The organism is Asticcacaulis excentricus, from assembly GCF_003966695.1.
In the GTDB taxonomy this organism is placed as follows: domain Bacteria; phylum Pseudomonadota; class Alphaproteobacteria; order Caulobacterales; family Caulobacteraceae; genus Asticcacaulis; species Asticcacaulis excentricus_A.
In genome coordinates this window covers 1015444-1032124 of the sequence record NZ_AP018827.1, presented here as the reverse complement: position 1 = coordinate 1032124, position 16681 = coordinate 1015444, and the positions used below count along the sequence as shown (strand labels likewise).

The 16681-nt window shown below is 59.4% G+C and carries 17 protein-coding genes and 1 tRNA gene; 7 read left to right on the top strand and 11 right to left on the bottom strand.

All coding sequences use genetic code 11. The features are described from left to right. Positions 1-11: 11 nt before the first annotated feature. Both EM6_RS04670 and EM6_RS04665 read left to right on the top strand, forming a co-directional pair. Positions 12-959 (top strand): esterase-like activity of phytase family protein, encoded by a 948-nt coding sequence (locus EM6_RS04670; protein ID WP_126420598.1) that lies wholly within the window; start codon positions 12-14, stop codon positions 957-959. After that, positions 959-1936: a helix-turn-helix transcriptional regulator gene (locus tag EM6_RS04665; protein ID WP_126420595.1), complete on the top strand. Its 978-nt coding sequence runs from the start codon at positions 959-961 to the stop codon at positions 1934-1936. The genes EM6_RS04670 and EM6_RS04665 overlap by 1 nt, the downstream gene beginning before the upstream one ends. Positions 1937-2766: 830 nt before the next feature. On the opposite strand, the gene rpmB is transcribed toward EM6_RS04665, so the two are convergent. The 8 genes from rpmB to EM6_RS04625 form a co-directional block, all read right to left on the bottom strand. Further along, entirely contained in the window at positions 2767-3063 is a 297-nt protein-coding gene (rpmB, locus tag EM6_RS04660; protein ID WP_013478599.1) for a 50S ribosomal protein L28, read from the bottom strand. 204 nt (positions 3064-3267) lie between these two features. Continuing rightward, positions 3268-3777 (bottom strand): CarD family transcriptional regulator, encoded by a 510-nt coding sequence (locus EM6_RS04655; protein WP_126420593.1) that lies wholly within the window; start codon positions 3775-3777, stop codon positions 3268-3270. 649 nt (positions 3778-4426) lie between these two features. After that, positions 4427-5119 (bottom strand): trimeric intracellular cation channel family protein, encoded by a 693-nt coding sequence (locus tag EM6_RS04650; protein WP_126420591.1) that lies wholly within the window; start codon positions 5117-5119, stop codon positions 4427-4429. Positions 5120-5138: 19 nt separating this feature from the next. Then, the gene (gene arsC, locus EM6_RS04645; RefSeq protein ID WP_126420589.1) at positions 5139-5564 is read right to left on the bottom strand and encodes an arsenate reductase (glutaredoxin); all 426 of its coding nucleotides are present in this window, start codon (positions 5562-5564) and stop codon (positions 5139-5141) included. Continuing rightward, entirely contained in the window at positions 5561-6265 is a 705-nt protein-coding gene (locus tag EM6_RS04640) for an aquaporin (RefSeq protein WP_232037098.1), read from the bottom strand. The genes arsC and EM6_RS04640 overlap by 4 nt, the downstream gene beginning before the upstream one ends. Before the next feature lie 16 nt (positions 6266-6281). Beyond that, positions 6282-6614: an ArsR/SmtB family transcription factor gene (locus EM6_RS04635; RefSeq protein ID WP_126420585.1), complete on the bottom strand. Its 333-nt coding sequence runs from the start codon at positions 6612-6614 to the stop codon at positions 6282-6284. Positions 6615-6711: 97 nt separating this feature from the next. Continuing rightward, complete coding sequence (gene fdxA, locus EM6_RS04630) at positions 6712-7053, bottom strand: ferredoxin FdxA (RefSeq protein WP_013478606.1); 342 nt, start codon at positions 7051-7053, stop codon at positions 6712-6714. Between the two features lie 177 nt (positions 7054-7230). Beyond that, complete coding sequence (locus EM6_RS04625; protein WP_126420583.1) at positions 7231-7512, bottom strand: RNA-binding S4 domain-containing protein; 282 nt, start codon at positions 7510-7512, stop codon at positions 7231-7233. 101 nt (positions 7513-7613) lie between these two features. Here EM6_RS04625 and EM6_RS04620 point away from each other — a divergent pair, with 101 nt between their 5' ends. Continuing rightward, on the top strand, positions 7614-8690 hold the full coding sequence (locus EM6_RS04620; RefSeq protein WP_126420581.1) for a calcium:proton antiporter: 1077 nt from the start codon (positions 7614-7616) through the stop codon (positions 8688-8690). On the opposite strand, the gene EM6_RS04615 is transcribed toward EM6_RS04620, so the two are convergent. Further along, a complete protein-coding gene (locus tag EM6_RS04615; RefSeq protein WP_126420579.1) occupies positions 8691-11126 on the bottom strand; it encodes a helicase-related protein in 2436 nt (811 codons plus the stop codon). Between the two features lie 324 nt (positions 11127-11450). Here EM6_RS04615 and EM6_RS04610 point away from each other — a divergent pair. Next, positions 11451-11527: transfer RNA gene (locus tag EM6_RS04610), tRNA-Arg, on the top strand. Here EM6_RS04610 and EM6_RS04605 read toward each other — a convergent pair. After that, positions 11522-11737: a hypothetical protein gene (locus tag EM6_RS04605; RefSeq protein ID WP_126420577.1), complete on the bottom strand. Its 216-nt coding sequence runs from the start codon at positions 11735-11737 to the stop codon at positions 11522-11524. The two genes, EM6_RS04610 and EM6_RS04605, sit on opposite strands and share 6 nt — an antisense overlap. A gap of 352 nt (positions 11738-12089) precedes the next feature. Between EM6_RS04605 and EM6_RS04600 the strand changes: the two genes are divergently transcribed. Next, the gene (locus tag EM6_RS04600; RefSeq protein ID WP_126420574.1) at positions 12090-13700 is read left to right on the top strand and encodes an AAA family ATPase; all 1611 of its coding nucleotides are present in this window, start codon (positions 12090-12092) and stop codon (positions 13698-13700) included. A 37-nt stretch (positions 13701-13737) separates the two neighbouring features. On the opposite strand, the gene EM6_RS04595 is transcribed toward EM6_RS04600, so the two are convergent. Next, a complete protein-coding gene (locus EM6_RS04595) occupies positions 13738-13953 on the bottom strand; it encodes an AbrB/MazE/SpoVT family DNA-binding domain-containing protein (RefSeq protein WP_126420572.1) in 216 nt (71 codons plus the stop codon). A 434-nt stretch (positions 13954-14387) separates the two neighbouring features. On the opposite strand from EM6_RS04595, the gene EM6_RS04590 reads away from it, so the two are divergent. Together EM6_RS04590 and ftsA are read left to right on the top strand one after the other, a co-directional pair. Next, a complete protein-coding gene (locus tag EM6_RS04590) occupies positions 14388-15272 on the top strand; it encodes a cell division protein FtsQ/DivIB (protein WP_126420570.1) in 885 nt (294 codons plus the stop codon). Between the two features lie 12 nt (positions 15273-15284). After that, a complete protein-coding gene (gene ftsA, locus EM6_RS04585) occupies positions 15285-16643 on the top strand; it encodes a cell division protein FtsA (protein ID WP_126420568.1) in 1359 nt (452 codons plus the stop codon). Positions 16644-16681: the final 38 nt, after the last annotated feature.

Here is a 16681-nt window from a genome sequence, read left to right as displayed (position 1 = left end):
ACGGAGGTCTCATGCGATTGGTATTGTGGCTCTCTGCCTTGCTAACCACCACGGCTGTGGCCGGTCCCGTCCCCTATGTGAGCGGTACGCGGGTCACCTTCACCTCCTTACCGGCGGTCAACGACGCGCCAGCGCAAAAGGCCCGTTATGTCGGCGGCTTTTTGGTGAAGGGGGAGGGCACGTCCTGGCTGACCGGCCTGTCCGATCTGGTCGTCACACCGGGTAAGGACGGGGTGATGATCGACGGTATCGGCGATTACGGCAGCCGCGCGCGCTTTACCCTGCCGGTGCGCGGCACAGAGGGCCCGCTGAGCGTGGAGATGTTGCGCGGGGCCGACGGCAAGCCCTTTGGCAACAAGTCGCTGTCGGATGCCGAAGATATGGCCGTCGATCCGCGCGATGGCACGGTCTATGTCTCGTTTGAAGGCGATGCGCGGGTGATGCGCTATGGCCCCGATCTGGGCGGGCGGGGGGAGCGTCTGCCGCTGACCGGCCTGCCCGCCCTGCCGTCGAATGAAGGGCTTGAGGCCGTCACGCTGCACCTGTCTGCAAAGGGCGAAGCGTCGCTAATTCTGGGGGCCGAGGTGGGTGGTTTCTGGAGGTGCGCACTCGATACCTACCGATGCGAGACGCTCACCGGGCCGACCACGCCGGGTTTCACGTACAAGCTGGTGTCTCTGGCCCCGCTCGACCCGGCCCGGCCGGATGAGATGCTGGCGCTCTATCGCTTCTATCTGCCCGTGGTGGGGGCGCGTAATGTCTTGCGTGTTGTGCGGCTGGAGGGAAATCGCCTCAAGGTGATCGATACGATTCTGCGAATCGAACCGCCCCTGCCTATCGACAATTATGAGGGTGTGTCGGCGGTCAAAACGCGCGATGGCTACCGGCTTTATCTGATCAGCGATCCTATCGGGGACTATGACCCGACCCACCTGCTGATGTTCGATTACCGGCCCTGATGCTTACGTTGATCGCCCCGGCAACCGCTTCCGCCCAGATTATGCTGGCTGTTCTGGTCTGGCGGCAAACTGCCTTGCCGGGACGCCGCGAGATGGCAGCCGCCCTGTGTCTGGGGGCGCTCTATTTTCTGCACGCCGCTTTTCCGGAAGCGCTGAAGCCCTTGGTAGCGATCATCGCGACCGGACCTCTGGTGTTCAACCGCGCTGTGGGTTTGGGTCTCGGGCTGACGCCGCGCCCCCTGAAGATTGATGCGGCGCTTCTGGTGTTGCTGGTGGGATTGTCAGGTATCGGACATGTCTTTTCAGCCCTGCAACCTGTCTGGGATGTCGTCAGTCTCTATCTCTTTTTCGAACTGCCTGTACGCCTGTGGCGGCGCTTGCCCGGCGACCTGCTCAACGCGCGGCGTCGCGCCAGCTATGCCCTTCTGGCCATTGGGACTTTGCTGGGTGCCGGTGTTGCCGTGGCCTCGATTCTGGGCAGGTCTGCTCCGGCGGCCACTGTGGGTGCCTTTCTCACGCTCTGTCTGTGTCTGGCGACGGCGGCTTTTGGCGGCGAACTCAAACGCACCCTGACGCCGGAGCGCTCAGTCCTGAACGTGGCCGAAACACGCCTTCTGCAACGGGTGCGCACCGAAATGGCCGAAACCTATGCCGACCCCAACCTCACCCTGTCGCGGCTGGCGCAGCGGCTCGGCGTGGCCGAACATCACCTGCGCCGGGTTATTCACGCCGGCGAAGGTGAGGAGCATTTCAGCCGATACCTCAACCGCTGGCGCATCGAATCGTTCAAGGCGCGGGCAAAGGAGGAGGGTACTATTCTCGAACTGGCGCTTAGCGTCGGTTACAATTCGCTGTCGGCCTTCAATCGCGCGTTCAAGGCCTCGGAAGGCGTAACGCCCAGTGCCTTCCGTGCTGCCCTGAAGGCTAAGACCAGTGAGACGATGCTGAACACGGCGGATACGCCCAGCGGCCAATAGGTATTGCCCAGCAGTGTGCCCGCGGCAACCGACAGCAGGGCGCCGGTTAGTCCTGTCATTTTGAAAGCGTGCTCAGCTGGGTTCAACCATCGACGCCAGCTTTGAGGCAGGAGGGCGCGCCCTACATCCCAACCGCCATAAAAGATCATACCTCCCATCGCCCCGTTGACGAGGGCGGGGGACCAATGCACGGCCCCACCGTGACGAATGTACCAGAACAGGCCAATGCCTCCTCCCAGCAGGGCGAGCGCGGGAACCATGTCCGGCCACGTACAGCCCCGATCCCGCAAGCGCAGGGCGCGTGGCCCGCTCCATAGCTGATACGCGACCAGCACACTCACGCCTATCAGATCCAGCTTGCCACGAAACAGGAACGCCCCAATCAGGGCGGCGGCAACCGACAGGCCCGTCAGCCCCAGCATCAGGCGGCCGCTGAGTCGATGCAGGCGATCACCTTTGCGGCGACCCAGAATGAATAGTCCGGTCAGCAGGGCGGCGCTGGCGCTCAGGACGTGAGTGAAGATGTTAAGACTGTGCAGGTCAGGCATAAAGGGCTCCTTGTGTAAGGGCCTTTGTGCCGGGCATATGTCGCTTCGACTGCGCGATTTCAGAAATCAGTCATACCAAGAGTCATTGAAAATGACTCTTGGTATTCCATTCGAGACCGTCTCATGTCGCTGATACATATGAGACGGTCTTGCTTTTTCGACGGCCGGATGCGGTCAGCATCTTCGGTCGTTAGTATCTTCATGCCGCGCATTTTCAGGCAACAAAAAACCCCAAAGCCGGAGCTTCGGGGTTTTTTATGTGTTCGGTTAGAACCGAAAAGATTAGGCCGCGGCCTTCTCAGCCAGCTTCGCCTTGATCTGCTTCTTCAGGCGACGGGCGCGCAGAGACAGTTCGGTATCGTCAGCCTTGACGAGGAAAGCGTCCAGGCCGCCCTTGAAGTCCAGCGTGCGCAGGGCGGCGTTGGAGATCTTCAGACGGAAGGATTGACCCAGAGCTTCGGATTGAAGCGCGGTTTCACGAAGCGAGGGCAGGAAGCGACGCTTCGTCTTGATGTTTGAGTGGCTCACGGAGTGGCCGACCATCGGGCCGACACCGGTGAGTTCGCAACGACGCGACATGATATCCACCTTCGTTAGAAACAATAGACAGGGCGCGGCCTTTTGACGGCAGCGCAAGAGGCGCGTTCTATAGGCAAAGCCAGCCACAGCGTCAAGCGGAAAAACCCCGTACCGGGAGGGATTCCTGTGTGTGCAAGGCGAGGTCTTCAAAACGCAAAAACCCCGGAGAGGTTCTCCGGGGTTTTCTTTAGCTTTTGACCAATATCAGGCCGCCTTGATCAGCGACTTGTTGAGCAGGGCCACGGCGGCGTCGCGGTCGATCTTTTCGATGGCGGCGACTTCACGGGCCATGCGGTCCAGAGCCGATTCGTAAAGCTGACGCTCGGAATAGGACTGCTCCGGCTGATTCTCGGCGCGGTGCAGGTCGCGCACCACTTCGGCGATCGAAACGAGGTCGCCTGAATTGATCTTGGCTTCGTATTCCTGCGCGCGACGCGACCACATGGTGCGCTTCACACGGGCGCGGCCTTTTAGCGTAACCAGAGCCTGCGACATGACGGCGGCGGGGGCGAGGTGGCGCAGACCGGCCGTCTTGGCCTTCTTGGTCGGGACGCGCAGGGTCATCTTCTCGTGGTCGAAGGTGACGACATAGACTTCGAGCTGATAGCCGGCCACTTCCTGGCTCTCGACGGCGGCCACGGTGCCGACGCCATGCGCCGGATACACAACCTTGTCGCCCGTATTGAATTCGAGTTCTGCTGCAACAGTCGTCATTGCGGTCCTCTTTCTGTTTGAATGAGGCCGAAGGTCAGGCACTGAGCTAATCCGTTCACACGACGCATGCGACTGACCGGCGATCAGGGAGGAGGCCGGAAGACGCAGACGCAATAAAACAACGACGTCCCTTGATTGGCTTAGGGGCATCGCTGCTATGTATGAATGGACTAAGACAAGCCTGTCATCCGACCTTTGTCGAAGATGCCGGATGTGCGGGAGAGCGCAGGCGGCATTTTAGGTGAATATAGGGAGATGCCGGTGGAACGCGACGCGCGCCTTTGCATCAGTGAAGCCATGCCTATCACAAAATTACACAAAAATAAAGTCCGGCTGTCAGGAAAGCGTCGCCGTGATGCGTGGCTCAGGGTTGAGGTCAGGCACCAAGTGTATCTGCACCTTGCAAATGGACGGGTGTAGTAAATCCGGAGGTCATCCGTGCGTACACTTCCTGAAGCAGCGAATTTGCGCATCATTTTCAATCAAAATGGACCTGTGTTTAATTTTAAATGATGATATTTCCTGTTTTATCAGGATTTTGGACGTGGCAAATTTCCAAGCGGGGAGGGGGCGTGTTAAAAAAGCTTGTGGATGAAAGTATAGGGGTAGAGGCGGTGGTGCAGAGTCATCGCGTCGCAGGCGGCAACAATTATGAAGATTTGTTACGGCTGTCGTGATCGCGCGGGCCGAAGGCGGGCAGGCTCAGCGACCAGTGAATCGCCGCCCCACGTAACGCCAGGGCAGCGGCGAATCCGCTAAGGCCCGCCAGCCAGAAGGACAGGCCAAACAGGGTCAGGGTAACAAACACCGACGCCCCCAAAAGCGCGGCGGTGATATAGATTTCCCGGCGCAGCAACAGGTTGGGCTCTCCGGCCAGCACGTCGCGGATAATCCCGCCAAAGGTCGCCGTCAGCACGCCCATGACCACAGCGGACACAGGCGCGACGCCGAGGTTTAGCGCCTTGGCCGCCCCCACCACCGCATAGGCCGCCAGCCCCATGGCGTCCAGCCACAGCATGGCCAGCATCCGCTTTCCGGGCTTGCCATCCGGACGCGGTGAGGCATTGCGCGGTGCCAGTATCCACACAGCCAACCCGGCCAGCGCGCAGATCAGGATGTAGTCCGGCCTCTGTACCCAGAACACCGGCGCCCCGATCAGGAGGTCCCGCAGCGTTCCGCCGCCGACGCCCGTAATGGCGGCGAAAAAGGTGAAGGTGATGATGTCCTGCCGCCCGCGCGCCGCGGCTATGGCGCCAGAGGCCCCGAACAGGGCCACGGCGGCGTAGTCCAGCCAGAAGAGGGCGGTGTTGAGGGCGCTAACGGCAGGGTCGGGGACGGTCATGCGCCTTGCTTACTGTATTTTACCCGACGATGCGATTCCCACTCGCGTCAATCATCAATGCGCCATCTTCTTTGCGGAAAGGACCGGCTGGCCAGCGTTCCAGCAGATCGAGTACGACCTCCGAGGGGCGGCACAGCCGCGTTCCCTTGGGCGTAACCACAAAGGGGCGGTTGACCAGTATGGGGTGGATCAGCATGGCCTCAATCAACGCTTCATCGCTGACGCCGGGGTCCAGAAGACCCAGTTCGGCCGCCGGTGACTTGTGTTCGCGCAGGGCCTGACGCGGCGTCAGGCCGGCCTCAGCAAACAGGGTCAGCAACGGTTCGCGCTGCCAGCCGACGCTGAGATAGGGAATGACGTGAGGTGTATAGCCCGCCGCTTCAATGACGGCGAGGACGTTCCGCGACGTGCCGCAGTCGGGATTGTGATAGATGGTGACGGTCATGAGGCCATCCTCTCTGGGGTGGTTTTGCTCTTTTTGGAGATCTGGGGCGGGGACGACTTTAGCAACCAGCCAAAAACGAGGATGGCCATAGCGGCGCCTGCGCTTTGAGCCGCGATAAAACCGGGCACGGAGGCGAGGGCGATGCCCGCGAAGCTGTCGGTCAGGCTGCGCGCCACCGTCACGGCGGGGTTGGCAAATGAGGTAGAGCTTGTGAACCAGTAGGCTGAGGTGATGTAAAGGCCTATGGCGGGGGGTGTAAAATCGGGCCTAAAGCGCAGGCAGCCGAGAATGACCCCGATCAGGCCAAAAGTGGCTACGGCTTCAGACAGCATAAGGCCGGAACCGTCGCGCAGTCGGGTCGCCGACTGCATCAGGGCCTCGCCGAACATGGCGTGAGCGATCCCGACGCCGATGACCGCTCCGGCGAATTGCGCGACCATATAGGCTGCCGCCAGAGCCGGTTTGATGTCGCCGCGCATCATAAAGGTCAGAGTCACCAGCGGGTTGAAGTGCGCGCCAGACAGGGGCCCGAACAAGGTGATCAGTATGATCAGGCCTGCCCCCGTCGCCACCGCATTCGCCATTAGCGCCAGAGCGGTGTTACCGCCTGACAGGGTCTGCCCCATGATGCCCGACCCGACGACAATCGCCAGTAGCCAGGCGGTGCCCAGTGCCTCAGCGGCTAATTTGCGTAAAGCCATCTCCATGCACTGCCCCTCAGCACGCGCAGGTGAGTTTGGCGATCACGGGCTGACACAGTTCAGGCGCGCCGCCGCAACAGTTTTCCATCAGAAATCCCAAAAGCCCGCTGACGCCATCCATATCGGCGAAGTAGCGAATGCTGCGTCCCTCACGCACGCTGTGGATCAGGCCGGCCTGAGTCAATATGGCCAGATTGGCGGACATGGTGTTCTGACGTACCCCCAGACGGTTACCGATATCACCCGCGGGCAGGCCCCGTTGTCCCACCTGCACGAGCAGACGGAAGACATCAAGGCGTGTTTCCTGACTGAGTGCCGCAAGGGCATCGAGAGCTTGTTTTTTATCCATATATCATGATTATTTGATATATTTGAAGGAGTCAATAGGGATGGTGGTGCTGCCTCAGATACAAAAAGAGCGCCCGATGCGGCGCTCTTTGTCTTTATTATTTACCGTCGCCAGGCTTTTCGGAGAAGTATTTCTCGAACTTGCCGGTTTCGCGTTCAAAATCCTCGCGGTCAGCGGGCGGCGTGCCCTTGACCGAGATGTTTGGCCAGACGCGGGCGTATTTGGAGTTGACCTCCAGCCACTTGCCGTCCGGCTCATCCTCGGTATCCGGCTTGATGGCGTCCACGGGGCATTCGGGCTCACAGACGCCGCAGTCGATGCACTCATCCGGATTGATAACCAGGAAGTTTTCACCCTCATAGAAGCAGTCCACCGGACAGACTTCGACGCAGTCCATAAACTTGCACTTAACGCAGGGATCGGTGACGATATAGGTCATGGAACTCAGGTGCCTTTAGTGGGGACAGGTGCCACAAAACAGGGGCTGTACAGTGTTTGGGGGTCATGACTTTTGCGGCGCGCACTGTCAAGGCTTTAGCCGCACCCCAACCGCGATTTTTACTAAACCGCCCAAGGGCTTTGGCTTAAGCCTATGCGTTGCGCCTGAGAGTGAAACCTATTCGCAGGGCTCAAAGAGGCCCTGCGCCTCGCTGGCCGGGCCGCGGCGTTCCCCCATGTCGAGCACACGCACATCAACCAGCCGCGCCCCGATGGCGAAGGTCAGCCGGTCGCCGATGCGCACTGTGTGGCCGGCCTTCTGGATGCGTGAGGTCTGACCGAAACGTTCCAGCCGCAAAAGGCCGCTTTCGGCGAACTTCGCCGACAGGGCGCGCGTCTTGAAAAAGCGGGCGCGCCATAGCCAGACATCAATACGGCAGGTTTCAGAAGCGGATTCCATGTCGCATTCTAACCCTGCGATTGCAAAAAGCATTGCATATTTTGCGCCGATGCCGCAGGTCAGCAATCGATTGTTTTGCGCTCGACACTAGGGGATTCGTTTTGACAGGCCTGTTGAAGTCAGAAGGTAATCTGCTGATCGCGCTGATCGTGGCGGCGATTGCCATTCCGCTGGAACACAGCCTTGTCGGCTCCGGTCAGAGCGTGGCCCTGATCGCGTCTATCGCCCTGATCGGGGTGATCATTCTGGTGTCGCTGCGCGTGGCGCACCACGCCGAGGTGCTGGCCGAAAAGGTCGGCGAACCCTATGGCACCATGATCCTTACCCTGTCGGCCGTATTGGTTGAGGTGGTCATTCTCGCCATCATGCTGGGCCATTCGCACAACCCGACTTTGGCGCGTGACACCATCTATTCGGCAGTTATGCTCGACATCAACGGCATTATCGGCGTGGCCGCCATTCTGGGCGGCCTGAAACACGGTGAGCAGCCCTATAATGATGCGTCGGGCAAGACCTATATCGTCATGATCATGACGGGTATGGGCGTCTCCATGCTGGTGCCCGAATTTATCCCGGTGGCGCACTGGAAGGCCTATTCGGTGTTTTCCATCGGCATCATGGTCTTCCTCTACGCCATGTTCCTGCGCCTTCAGACCACCAAGCACAGCTATTTCTTCAGCTACACCTATGCTGGGACAGGCGATGAACACCATACGCACGGTGGCAAGACGGCCTATTCGGCGGCCATCCTCGTTGCGGGTCTGGTGCTGATTGGTGTATTGGCCGAGGTCATGTCGAAGACACTGGGCACAGGCCTCGAAGGCACGGGCATCCCGCCGGTCTTTCCGGCGCTGGTGGTGGCGGCCATTTCGGCCAGTCCTGAAATCCTGACGGCCCTGCGCGCCGCGCTGGCCAACCGCATGCAGCCGGTCATCAATATCGCGCTGGGGGCCTCGCTCTCGACCGTGGTCCTGACCGTGCCCGTGATCGAACTGATCTCGCTATTCAACGATCAGAAGATCCACATGGCCCTGACCCCGACCCAAAGCATCATGACGGCTCTGACACTATTGGTGGCGGCAATCAACCTCAATGACGGTCAGACCAACGCCATTGAGGGCACCACGCACTTCGTGCTGTTCTGCGCCTTTATCATGCTGTCGTTTCTGGGGCTGTGATCAACCGCCGCGCAGCACCGCAAAGGGTGAATAGGGATTGACGAAGGGCGCCTGTTCTTTGGCTTTTTTGGGCGTGCCGGATTTGCTGCGCCATCCCTGATAATCCGCAGCCGCATCCCCTTCGCCGAAGCGATGCGTCCCGGCCTTGGCAAAGCCCAGCGCGGCCATCAGTTTATCACTAAGCCCCTCGGTCGCGCCGGGCTTGAGATAGATGACCCCCTTGTGCCACACGCCTTCGCTCAGGGCCTTGTCCAGCGCATCCAGCGTCTTGAGTCGGACAGGTTTATGCCCGGCAATGGCCACCAGCCCCTTGAGGCTGAGGGCACGCTGCGGATGATCTTTCGCTCCGCCAAAAGCCTGCATCAACGGTGGCGACAGCTTCGGCAAACGCCAGACGAAGCGATTGCCGTGTATGCCCAGCCCTTTCAGCAATTTGCGCTCATCCGCCGTCAGCTTGTCTTCCCCACGCAAGGTCACGCCGCCGTTTTCATAGATCTGCCACGCCACGGCACGCACGGCGGCGGGGGTCGCTTCATTGTGGGCGGCTTCATAGACCCGGTGCAGAGGTTTCAACTGATGCAGAGCCTGCTGCCGCACAAAATCGGTCAGCCGTTTGCGCGCGCGGTCTTCCAGCGCCGCCTGATCGGACTGACACGCCAGACGGATGACCGGGTTGAAGTAATCTGACGGGGCGATATGACCGACCGTTTCGCCCTGCCACAGAACCTGCTTGCCTTTCAGGCGCAGGGTTTTGGACGGGGCCTGTGCCAGGGCGTGCAGCCGGTCGCGGATCAGGGGCGTCACCGCGCGATGCGCCGCCTGACGGATCGTCTTGTCCTCGATCAGGCTTTCACCGGCCGCCTGCACGAAGTTCAGCCCTTTAAGCTGCCCCACGCACTGGCCTTCGAGGAAGACGTCGCCATTGTCCATAATCTCCGGCTTGGGTGCCTCAAAGGCATTGAGCGCCTTCAACAGCGCACTGGTGCGCTGATCGACAAAGCGCTGCATCAGGGCCTCGTGCAGCCGGTCAGACAGACGTGCCTCCAAATCGCGCGTCGCTTCGCGCCAATGCTCCGCCGCCTTCAGCCAGCCGGTGCGATTGGCGATGTAGGACAGGGTGCGTACCCCCGACAACCGCCCCGACAGGGTGTCGATATCGCCATCCATGCGGTCGAGGTGGCTCAACTGCTCATCGAACCAGTCGTGCGGCACAAACCCGTCAGGGCGGTGGCGCGACCAGAAGAGGAAACCGACCGTCTTGAGGTGTTCGTCCAGCGATACCTTGCGGAAATCAGGAAGCTGACACACCTCCCACAGAATACGCAGGCTGACCGGATTGCGCACCTTTTGCGCGATGTCCTCTTCGGCGCTCAGATGGCGCAGCACCTTCTCATCCAGCGCTTCGCGGGCCAGTTGCAGTGCCGGGGCCGGCGAGGGCCGCGTCAGGCTGCGCAGCAGGTTGTCTAGCGAGGAAAAATCCAGTTCGTGATTGCGCCATTGCGCCGCCGTCAGGCTGAGAAAACGGTGGTTTTCAATGGCCGCGATCAGGTCGTCGTCCATCTCATCACAATCGCCCGTCACCCCGAATGTGCCTTCGCGGCGGTTGCGTCCGGCGCGCCCGGCGATCTGCGCGGCCTCCTGTGCGGTCAGGGGGCGGGTGCGGCGACCATCGAATTTGCTGAGGCCCGCAAAGGCCACATGGTCGATATCCATGTTCAGCCCCATGCCGATGGCGTCGGTGGCGACCAGAAAATCGACCTCGCCGCGCTGGAACAGATCGACCTGGGCGTTACGTGTCTTGGGGCTCAGGCTGCCCATCACCACGGCCGCTCCGCCTCGCTGACGCCGGATCAGTTCGGCAATGGCATAGACCTGTTCGGTGGAAAAGGCGACGATGGCCGTGCGCTTGGGCAGGCGGGTCAGCTTCTTCGACCCCGCATAGCTCAGTTGCGACAGGCGCTCGCGGAACTGCACCTCAGCGTGGGGAAACAGCGAACGGAACAGGGGCGCAAAGGTTGCTGCCCCCATAAACAGCGTCTCGTACCGCCCGCGCGCGTGCAAAAGCCGGTCGGTGAAGACGTGGCCGCGCTCGGTATCGGCGCATAGCTGGATCTCATCGACGGCCAGAAAATCGACGCGCCGCTCCAGCGGCATGGCCTCGACCGTGCAGATAAAATAGGAGGGGAGGCGCGGGATGATCTTCTCTTCGCCAGTGATCAGGGCGACGGCATTAACGCCCTTTTCCTTCACCACGCGGTCGTAGACTTCCCGCGCCAGAAGCCGCAGCGGCAGGCCGATCATGCCGGTGGCATGCGCCATCATCCGCTCCAGCGCATAATGAGTCTTGCCGGTATTGGTCGGCCCTAAAACGGCCACCAGCCGCGAGTCCGCGTTTGGGTCGGCATAGGTGGTAATGGGGGGAGAACGGTCGGGCACGCAGCCGTTTTAAACGCTTAAAGTGGCCTTGGAAAGGCACAAGACGGTGTCGAAAGCGCGTAAATTCAGAGGTTAACGGCTGGAGTCAAACGCCGTGAACGTCATGAAAACGAATCATGACCGAATCAGTGACATCGCGCGATGCCTGATTTGTTCTATACCAGATATGGTAGCCCGATGGCGCATTAACCATATCTAATTCCCTACTTGCGCTGAGTCGCGCCGTGAGTCGAGTCGGTTGCGTTCTCACACAGGTTTTTAGGCCGGGCAGGGTTTGAAACGGCTTCTCAAAGGCGCGGGCTGCGTGCTAAACCCGACGCGCGTGGCCCCTTAGCTCAGCCGGATAGAGCAAGGCTTTCCTAAAGCAGAGGTCGCAGGTTCGAGTCCTGCAGGGGTCACCATTTTTGTGCGTTAGCATTAAGACGCCGAAAGTTTAGCGTTAAAACACCGATTTTTCGCAGCTCTTTGGCGAATGGCGCATTTTTCGCAATCCAAGATGTATGTTTTTGCGTTTTTTTTTCGCTTTCCGAACACCAAAAACGCGCAAGATAGCGACACCTTTCGCGCGTTAGCGAGGCAACAACGAGTTTTGGGATGCGGGAATCATCCAACAGGTCCCCTCTCCCCGTGTGGATACCTCAAGGCTAAGAAGCAGGTTCTATTTTCTGCTATTGGCCCTAAAGAGACGTCAGCGACCTTGATGCAAAGGAAAAAGCGGTCATGAGACTATCGTGCTCTCGAGTCTTGCAAGAGCGGGCCTTGCGCATTTTGTGATCCTTTTCATCGATGGCTCTGCAAATACTATCCGGAATGCTGTAACGCCAAAGGCGATCATTATGGTGGAATATCCAGTTGCGATACCACGCTTCACGAAAAAACAATTCCGTAGCTTGTTTCATATTAAATCGGGTCGAAGTATCACAGCTTTGGATTGAGTGTCCTGATTCGGCCGGAGGCCTACGAATGTCATTTGCATTAAGTGTTCCCCTTTCCGCTGGAGAGCCCATCAGCTTCAATGTTGCTCTCGGAGAGGTAGTCTTTGTGTTGGGGGCGAATGGGACCGGAAAATCAAGTCTCTTGCAACGCTTCTACACTGCCCATCATGGAAGAGCGCGCCGGGTTTCTGCGCACCGGCAGACTTGGTTTCCGTCAAACGCGATGACCATGTCTGCTAATGACAAGAAGAACACAGAAAACCACATCTCAAACTCAGACACCAACCCTCAATCCCGCTGGATGGATAGTTATTCTGCTGAACGTGCAAGCGTTGCCATCTACGATCTAATTGACGCGGAGAATGTGCGCGCCAGAGGCATTGCGGATGCAGTTGATGCCAACAACATCGACCTAGCTCGTCAATTAGCAAAGCATGATGCCCCTATAAAGGTAATTAATGAACTACTGAAATTATCTAATATTCCTATTGAGATCAGAGTTCGAGAATCCGAACAAGTCATGGCCAGCAGGAACGGTGGCCCGGAATACAGCATCGCAGAACTGTCTGATGGCGAGCGGAATGCCCTTCTCATTGCAGCCAATGTACTCACCTCCAAGCCGGAGACGATCCTTTTTATAGATGAGCCGGAGAGACACCTTCACCGGTCCATTATTTCGCCTCTTCTAACCAACTTATTTTCGCGACGTGACGACTGTGCATTCGTTGTATCTACTCACGACGTCATGCTCCCGCTCGACAATCCTGGCGCCCGTACACTGCTCGTAAGAGGCTGCACGTACCAAAACTCTCAAGTAACCAACTGGGACGCCGATCTCGTTACGACAGACACAGAAATTGACGAACAGTTGAAACAGGATGTCCTTGGCAGCCGCCGGAAGCTTCTGTTCGTTGAAGGGACAGAACAGAGCTTGGATAAGCCGCTCTACAGTCTACTTTTCCCACAGGTATCTGTAATCGCGAAAACGAGTTGTCGCGACGTCGAGCATTCTGTCTCTAGCATCCGTGATGCCCAAAACCTCCACTGGCTGCATGCCTTCGGTATTGTAGACAATGATCGGCGAACACCAATGAACATCGCTGAACTGAAAGAGAAGGGCGTGTATGCAGTTCCTGTCTACGCAGTCGAGTCAATATACTACCACGACGAGGTCCTGCGGCGTCTAGCTGCGCGGCAGCAAACCCTCACTGGTGCCGACGTCACGCAATCCCTAAATCAGGCGAGTTTTACTGCTATAACTGCGATCCGGCCGCACATTCAAAGGCTTAGTGAGCGGGTGGTTGAAGCATCTATCCGGCAAGATCTTATGAGCAAGCTCCCGAAGCGGGCAGATATTGCTCACGCGGAAGTTCTTACCGTCACCATCGATATTCCTGCAATGGTTGCTGCAGAGGTTAAGCGTTTGACGGAAGCATGCGAAGCCGCCGATCTCACCGCAGTGATCGCTCGTTATCCTGTTCGGGAGACTCCTGCCCTGGACAGGATTGCGACCAGTCTAGGCTTCCAAGGGAGATCGCAATACGAGAGCGCCGTCAGGAAGTTGCTTATGGATGACGATGAAGCACTTTCGGCACTACAGAACCTGTTCAGCACTCTGAAGGCAGATATCGACGCTTAGTTATGGGCGATGCAATAATTTAGATTGCTTTGGCACTTTAGCTCTGCGTTTCAGCCCCGGCAGCCGTATCAATCTTTCTGACGATTATCTGGCCATTTTTGTCCACGTCAGCGTCGAGTAGGTCACCTTCATCCCAGCCGATTGCGTCTGCAACCTCGTTCGGAAGATAAAACAAAAGGCCCCCGTCTGGTAAGCGACTGAACTGAGCCCGCCACGGCTTGATAAAGTCGGTCGGAGTCGTTTTTTCCGTCACAGGGGCTCTCCCATCTAAAGGACTGGTGCCGCCTCGCCACGCGCTTTGACCGAAACATTAAAAACCTCATGAGCGCCGTCGCGCTCGCCGCTGTGGTTATCTGGTGGCTGTAGTGGGTCCGCGCCCTGATGACCGTCTGACCTGAGTTGAAAGTGGCGCGGGCATTAAAGCACTTGCTGCGCTGCACAATACGTGATGCGCATGAGATGCAATATAAAGAGAGGTGAGATTGCGGTCTGGTATGCCTAACGAAAACCTGCCTGAGAGGGTGTTCGTTAGCGGATCATTAAGGTTGTTGCGGTCTATTGACCCTCTCAGCCTCCTGATTTTAGGGCACTGCCGTACCGGTTCAAAGAACCGCAGGGCGCGCCCGCGTTGTTAGGTGGCTGAAGCGCCACCGGCCCTGTTTGGGCGGACGATCACGAGGACAGAATATGCCAGCCGTCGTCAGAGGCGGGCGCCGTCAGGCGGCCCCGGTTTCGAAAGCGTCACCCCGTCAGGCGGCTCCGCGTGGCCGTGGCGGGCGCAAGGTCGAAGCCGGAAAATTTGCCCTGCTCGGTGGTGTGGCTATGCCCAACGAGTTGACCGCGTGGCTGGGCTTTCTGGGCGCGGCCGGTCTGATGGCCGTGTTCCTGCTGACCGGCGGGCGTGCCGAAGCCCTGCGTACAGGCGTGGTGAATTTTACTGACGCGCGCATCGCGTCCATCGGCATCAATCTTCAGAATGTGCGCCTGCAAGGCGTGTCCGATGTGGCCCGCGAAGACATCCGCAAGGCGATGCAGTTTCAGCGCGGTCAGCCTCTGGCCCTGATGGACCTCAACAAGGTCAAGGCTGATGTGGAATCCGTCGGCTGGGTCAAATCGGCCGTGGTGCGCCGTCAGTTGCCGGATCAGTTGATCATCAGCGTTGTGGAGCGCCCGCGTCTGGCGGTGTGGCAGTATCAGAATAAGACCTACGTCATCGACGATACGGGCGAGGTCATCCCCGAAGCGCATTCCGGCAACTTCCTCGATCTGCCTCTGGTGGTCGGGGAGCAGGCCAATGCCACCAGTGCCGACATTTTGCGCCTGATGCAGGCGCGGCCAGAGCTGATGTCGCGGGTGTGGGCGTTTCAGCGTGTTAACACGCGCCGTTGGGATATCCGACTGAAAAACAACACGATTATCAAGTTGCCGGCGCTGAACCAGGACGAGGCCCTCAACCGTCTCGACGGCCTGATCAGCCAACAGCGCATCCTCGATCAGGGGCTCGCAGTCATCGACCTGACCGATCCCAATGCCCTCGTCGTCAAACCCTTTGAAACCGCCCCCGCAGCCTAAGGTTCTCCGTCCATGTCGCGTCTAGAAGATCGCAAACTGGCCAAAGAAGGACGTCACGTCGAAGCCGCCTCGCGTCAATCCGCCGTGATGGCCGTGACGCCGGGCGTCGTCGCGTCTCTGGATCTGGGGGCTTCGAAGATCGGCTGTTTCATCATGAAGCCGGACGGCGTGCGCAGCGCCGACCATTCCATCCGTGTGGCCGGTGTCGGCTTTGTGCAGTCGCGCGGCGTGCGTGCCGGCAATATTATTGACATGGAAGCTGCCGCCACCGCCATCGCTCAGGCGGTTGAGCGCGCTGAGGCCATGGCCAATGTCTCGGTACAGGGGGTTCGCGTTTCTGTGCCGGGGGCGCAGACCGCGTCGCATCGCGTCTTCGCTCAGGTGTCGGTCGGTGTGAAGCCGATCTCGGATGATGACCTCAACCGCGCCATCGCGTCGGGTCTGGCGCAGGTGCGCTTCCCCAATCGTCGCCCCATCCACCTGCTGCCGGTAAGCTGGGCCGTCGATGGCCACAGCGGTGTGCGCGATCCGCGCAACCTGACGGGTCGTACACTTGGCCTTGAACTGCTGGTCGTCACCATCGACGAAAACGTCTTTAACAATATCATGCAGTGCGTCGGCATGGCGCACCTTGAGGTGCAGGCGATTGTCTCCGCGCCTCTGGCGGCGGCCGTCGCGGCGCTGGAGGAAGACGAGAAGGAACTGGGCTGCATCTGCATCGACATGGGGGCCTCGTGCACCACGGCAGCCGTCTTCTATGGCGGCGCGTTGGTACACGTCGATTGCCTGAATGTCGGCGGTAGCCACGTCACGGCCGACATCGCGCGCGGCCTGTCCACCACGCTTGTCGGCGCGGAGCGCGTCAAGACGCTGCACGGCTCGGCCATCGCCTCGTCCAACGAAGACCGCGAAATGGTCGAAGCGCCGCCGCGCGGTGACGATGCCGGGGCCCCGCCGATTTCGGTGCCGCGCTCGATCCTCAAAGGCATTATCGCCCCGCGTGTCGAAGAAACCTTTGAGCTGCTGCGTGAAAAGCTGAAAGCCTCTGGCGTTCCGATCGACCCCGGTGCGGGTATCGTCCTGACGGGCGGCGCGTCGCAGTTGGCGGGTGTGCGGGAACTGGCCATCCGCGTGTTTGATCGTCCTGTGCGTCTGGGCAAGCCCAAGCGTGTACCGCACCTGGCTGATGCGGCCGCCGGGCCGGCCTTTGCCGCCTGTGCCGGGGTGATCCTGCGCACGCTTTATGGCCCGCGCGACGTGGTCCCGGCGCGCAAGATCATGACGGCGCGCCTGTCGCCCAAGGACGCCCCCAGCGCCGCCAAGGGCCATCTGGTGAGCCGCGTGGTGGAGTGGCTCAAGCAGAATCTGTAACCGGTTGCCTGTTTACACACAAAAAAATCCACAGTTTT

What these genes read in the sequence shown, in the direction of transcription:
- EM6_RS04655 (WP_126420593.1), bottom strand. Translation starts at nt 3,777, where the DNA reads ATGACGACTGTTGCAGCAGAACTCGAATTCAATACGGGCGACAAGGTT.
- rpmB (WP_013478599.1), bottom strand. Translation starts at nt 3,063, where the DNA reads ATGTCGCGTCGTTGCGAACTCACCGGTGTCGGCCCGATGGTCGGCCAC.
- arsC (WP_126420589.1), bottom strand. Translation starts at nt 5,564, where the DNA reads ATGACCGTCACCATCTATCACAATCCCGACTGCGGCACGTCGCGGAAC.
- fdxA (WP_013478606.1), bottom strand. Translation starts at nt 7,053, where the DNA reads ATGACCTATATCGTCACCGATCCCTGCGTTAAGTGCAAGTTTATGGAC.
- EM6_RS04640 (WP_232037098.1), bottom strand. Translation starts at nt 6,265, where the DNA reads ATGGCTTTACGCAAATTAGCCGCTGAGGCACTGGGCACCGCCTGGCTA.
- EM6_RS04635 (WP_126420585.1), bottom strand. Translation starts at nt 6,614, where the DNA reads ATGGATAAAAAACAAGCTCTCGATGCCCTTGCGGCACTCAGTCAGGAA.
- EM6_RS04625 (WP_126420583.1), bottom strand. Translation starts at nt 7,512, where the DNA reads ATGGAATCCGCTTCTGAAACCTGCCGTATTGATGTCTGGCTATGGCGC.
- EM6_RS04670 (WP_126420598.1), top strand. Translation starts at nt 12, where the DNA reads ATGCGATTGGTATTGTGGCTCTCTGCCTTGCTAACCACCACGGCTGTG.
- EM6_RS04600 (WP_126420574.1), top strand. Translation starts at nt 12,090, where the DNA reads ATGTCATTTGCATTAAGTGTTCCCCTTTCCGCTGGAGAGCCCATCAGC.
- ftsA (WP_126420568.1), top strand. Translation starts at nt 15,285, where the DNA reads ATGTCGCGTCTAGAAGATCGCAAACTGGCCAAAGAAGGACGTCACGTC.
- EM6_RS04650 (WP_126420591.1), bottom strand. Translation starts at nt 5,119, where the DNA reads ATGACCGTCCCCGACCCTGCCGTTAGCGCCCTCAACACCGCCCTCTTC.
- EM6_RS04590 (WP_126420570.1), top strand. Translation starts at nt 14,388, where the DNA reads ATGCCAGCCGTCGTCAGAGGCGGGCGCCGTCAGGCGGCCCCGGTTTCG.
- EM6_RS04665 (WP_126420595.1), top strand. Translation starts at nt 959, where the DNA reads ATGCTTACGTTGATCGCCCCGGCAACCGCTTCCGCCCAGATTATGCTG.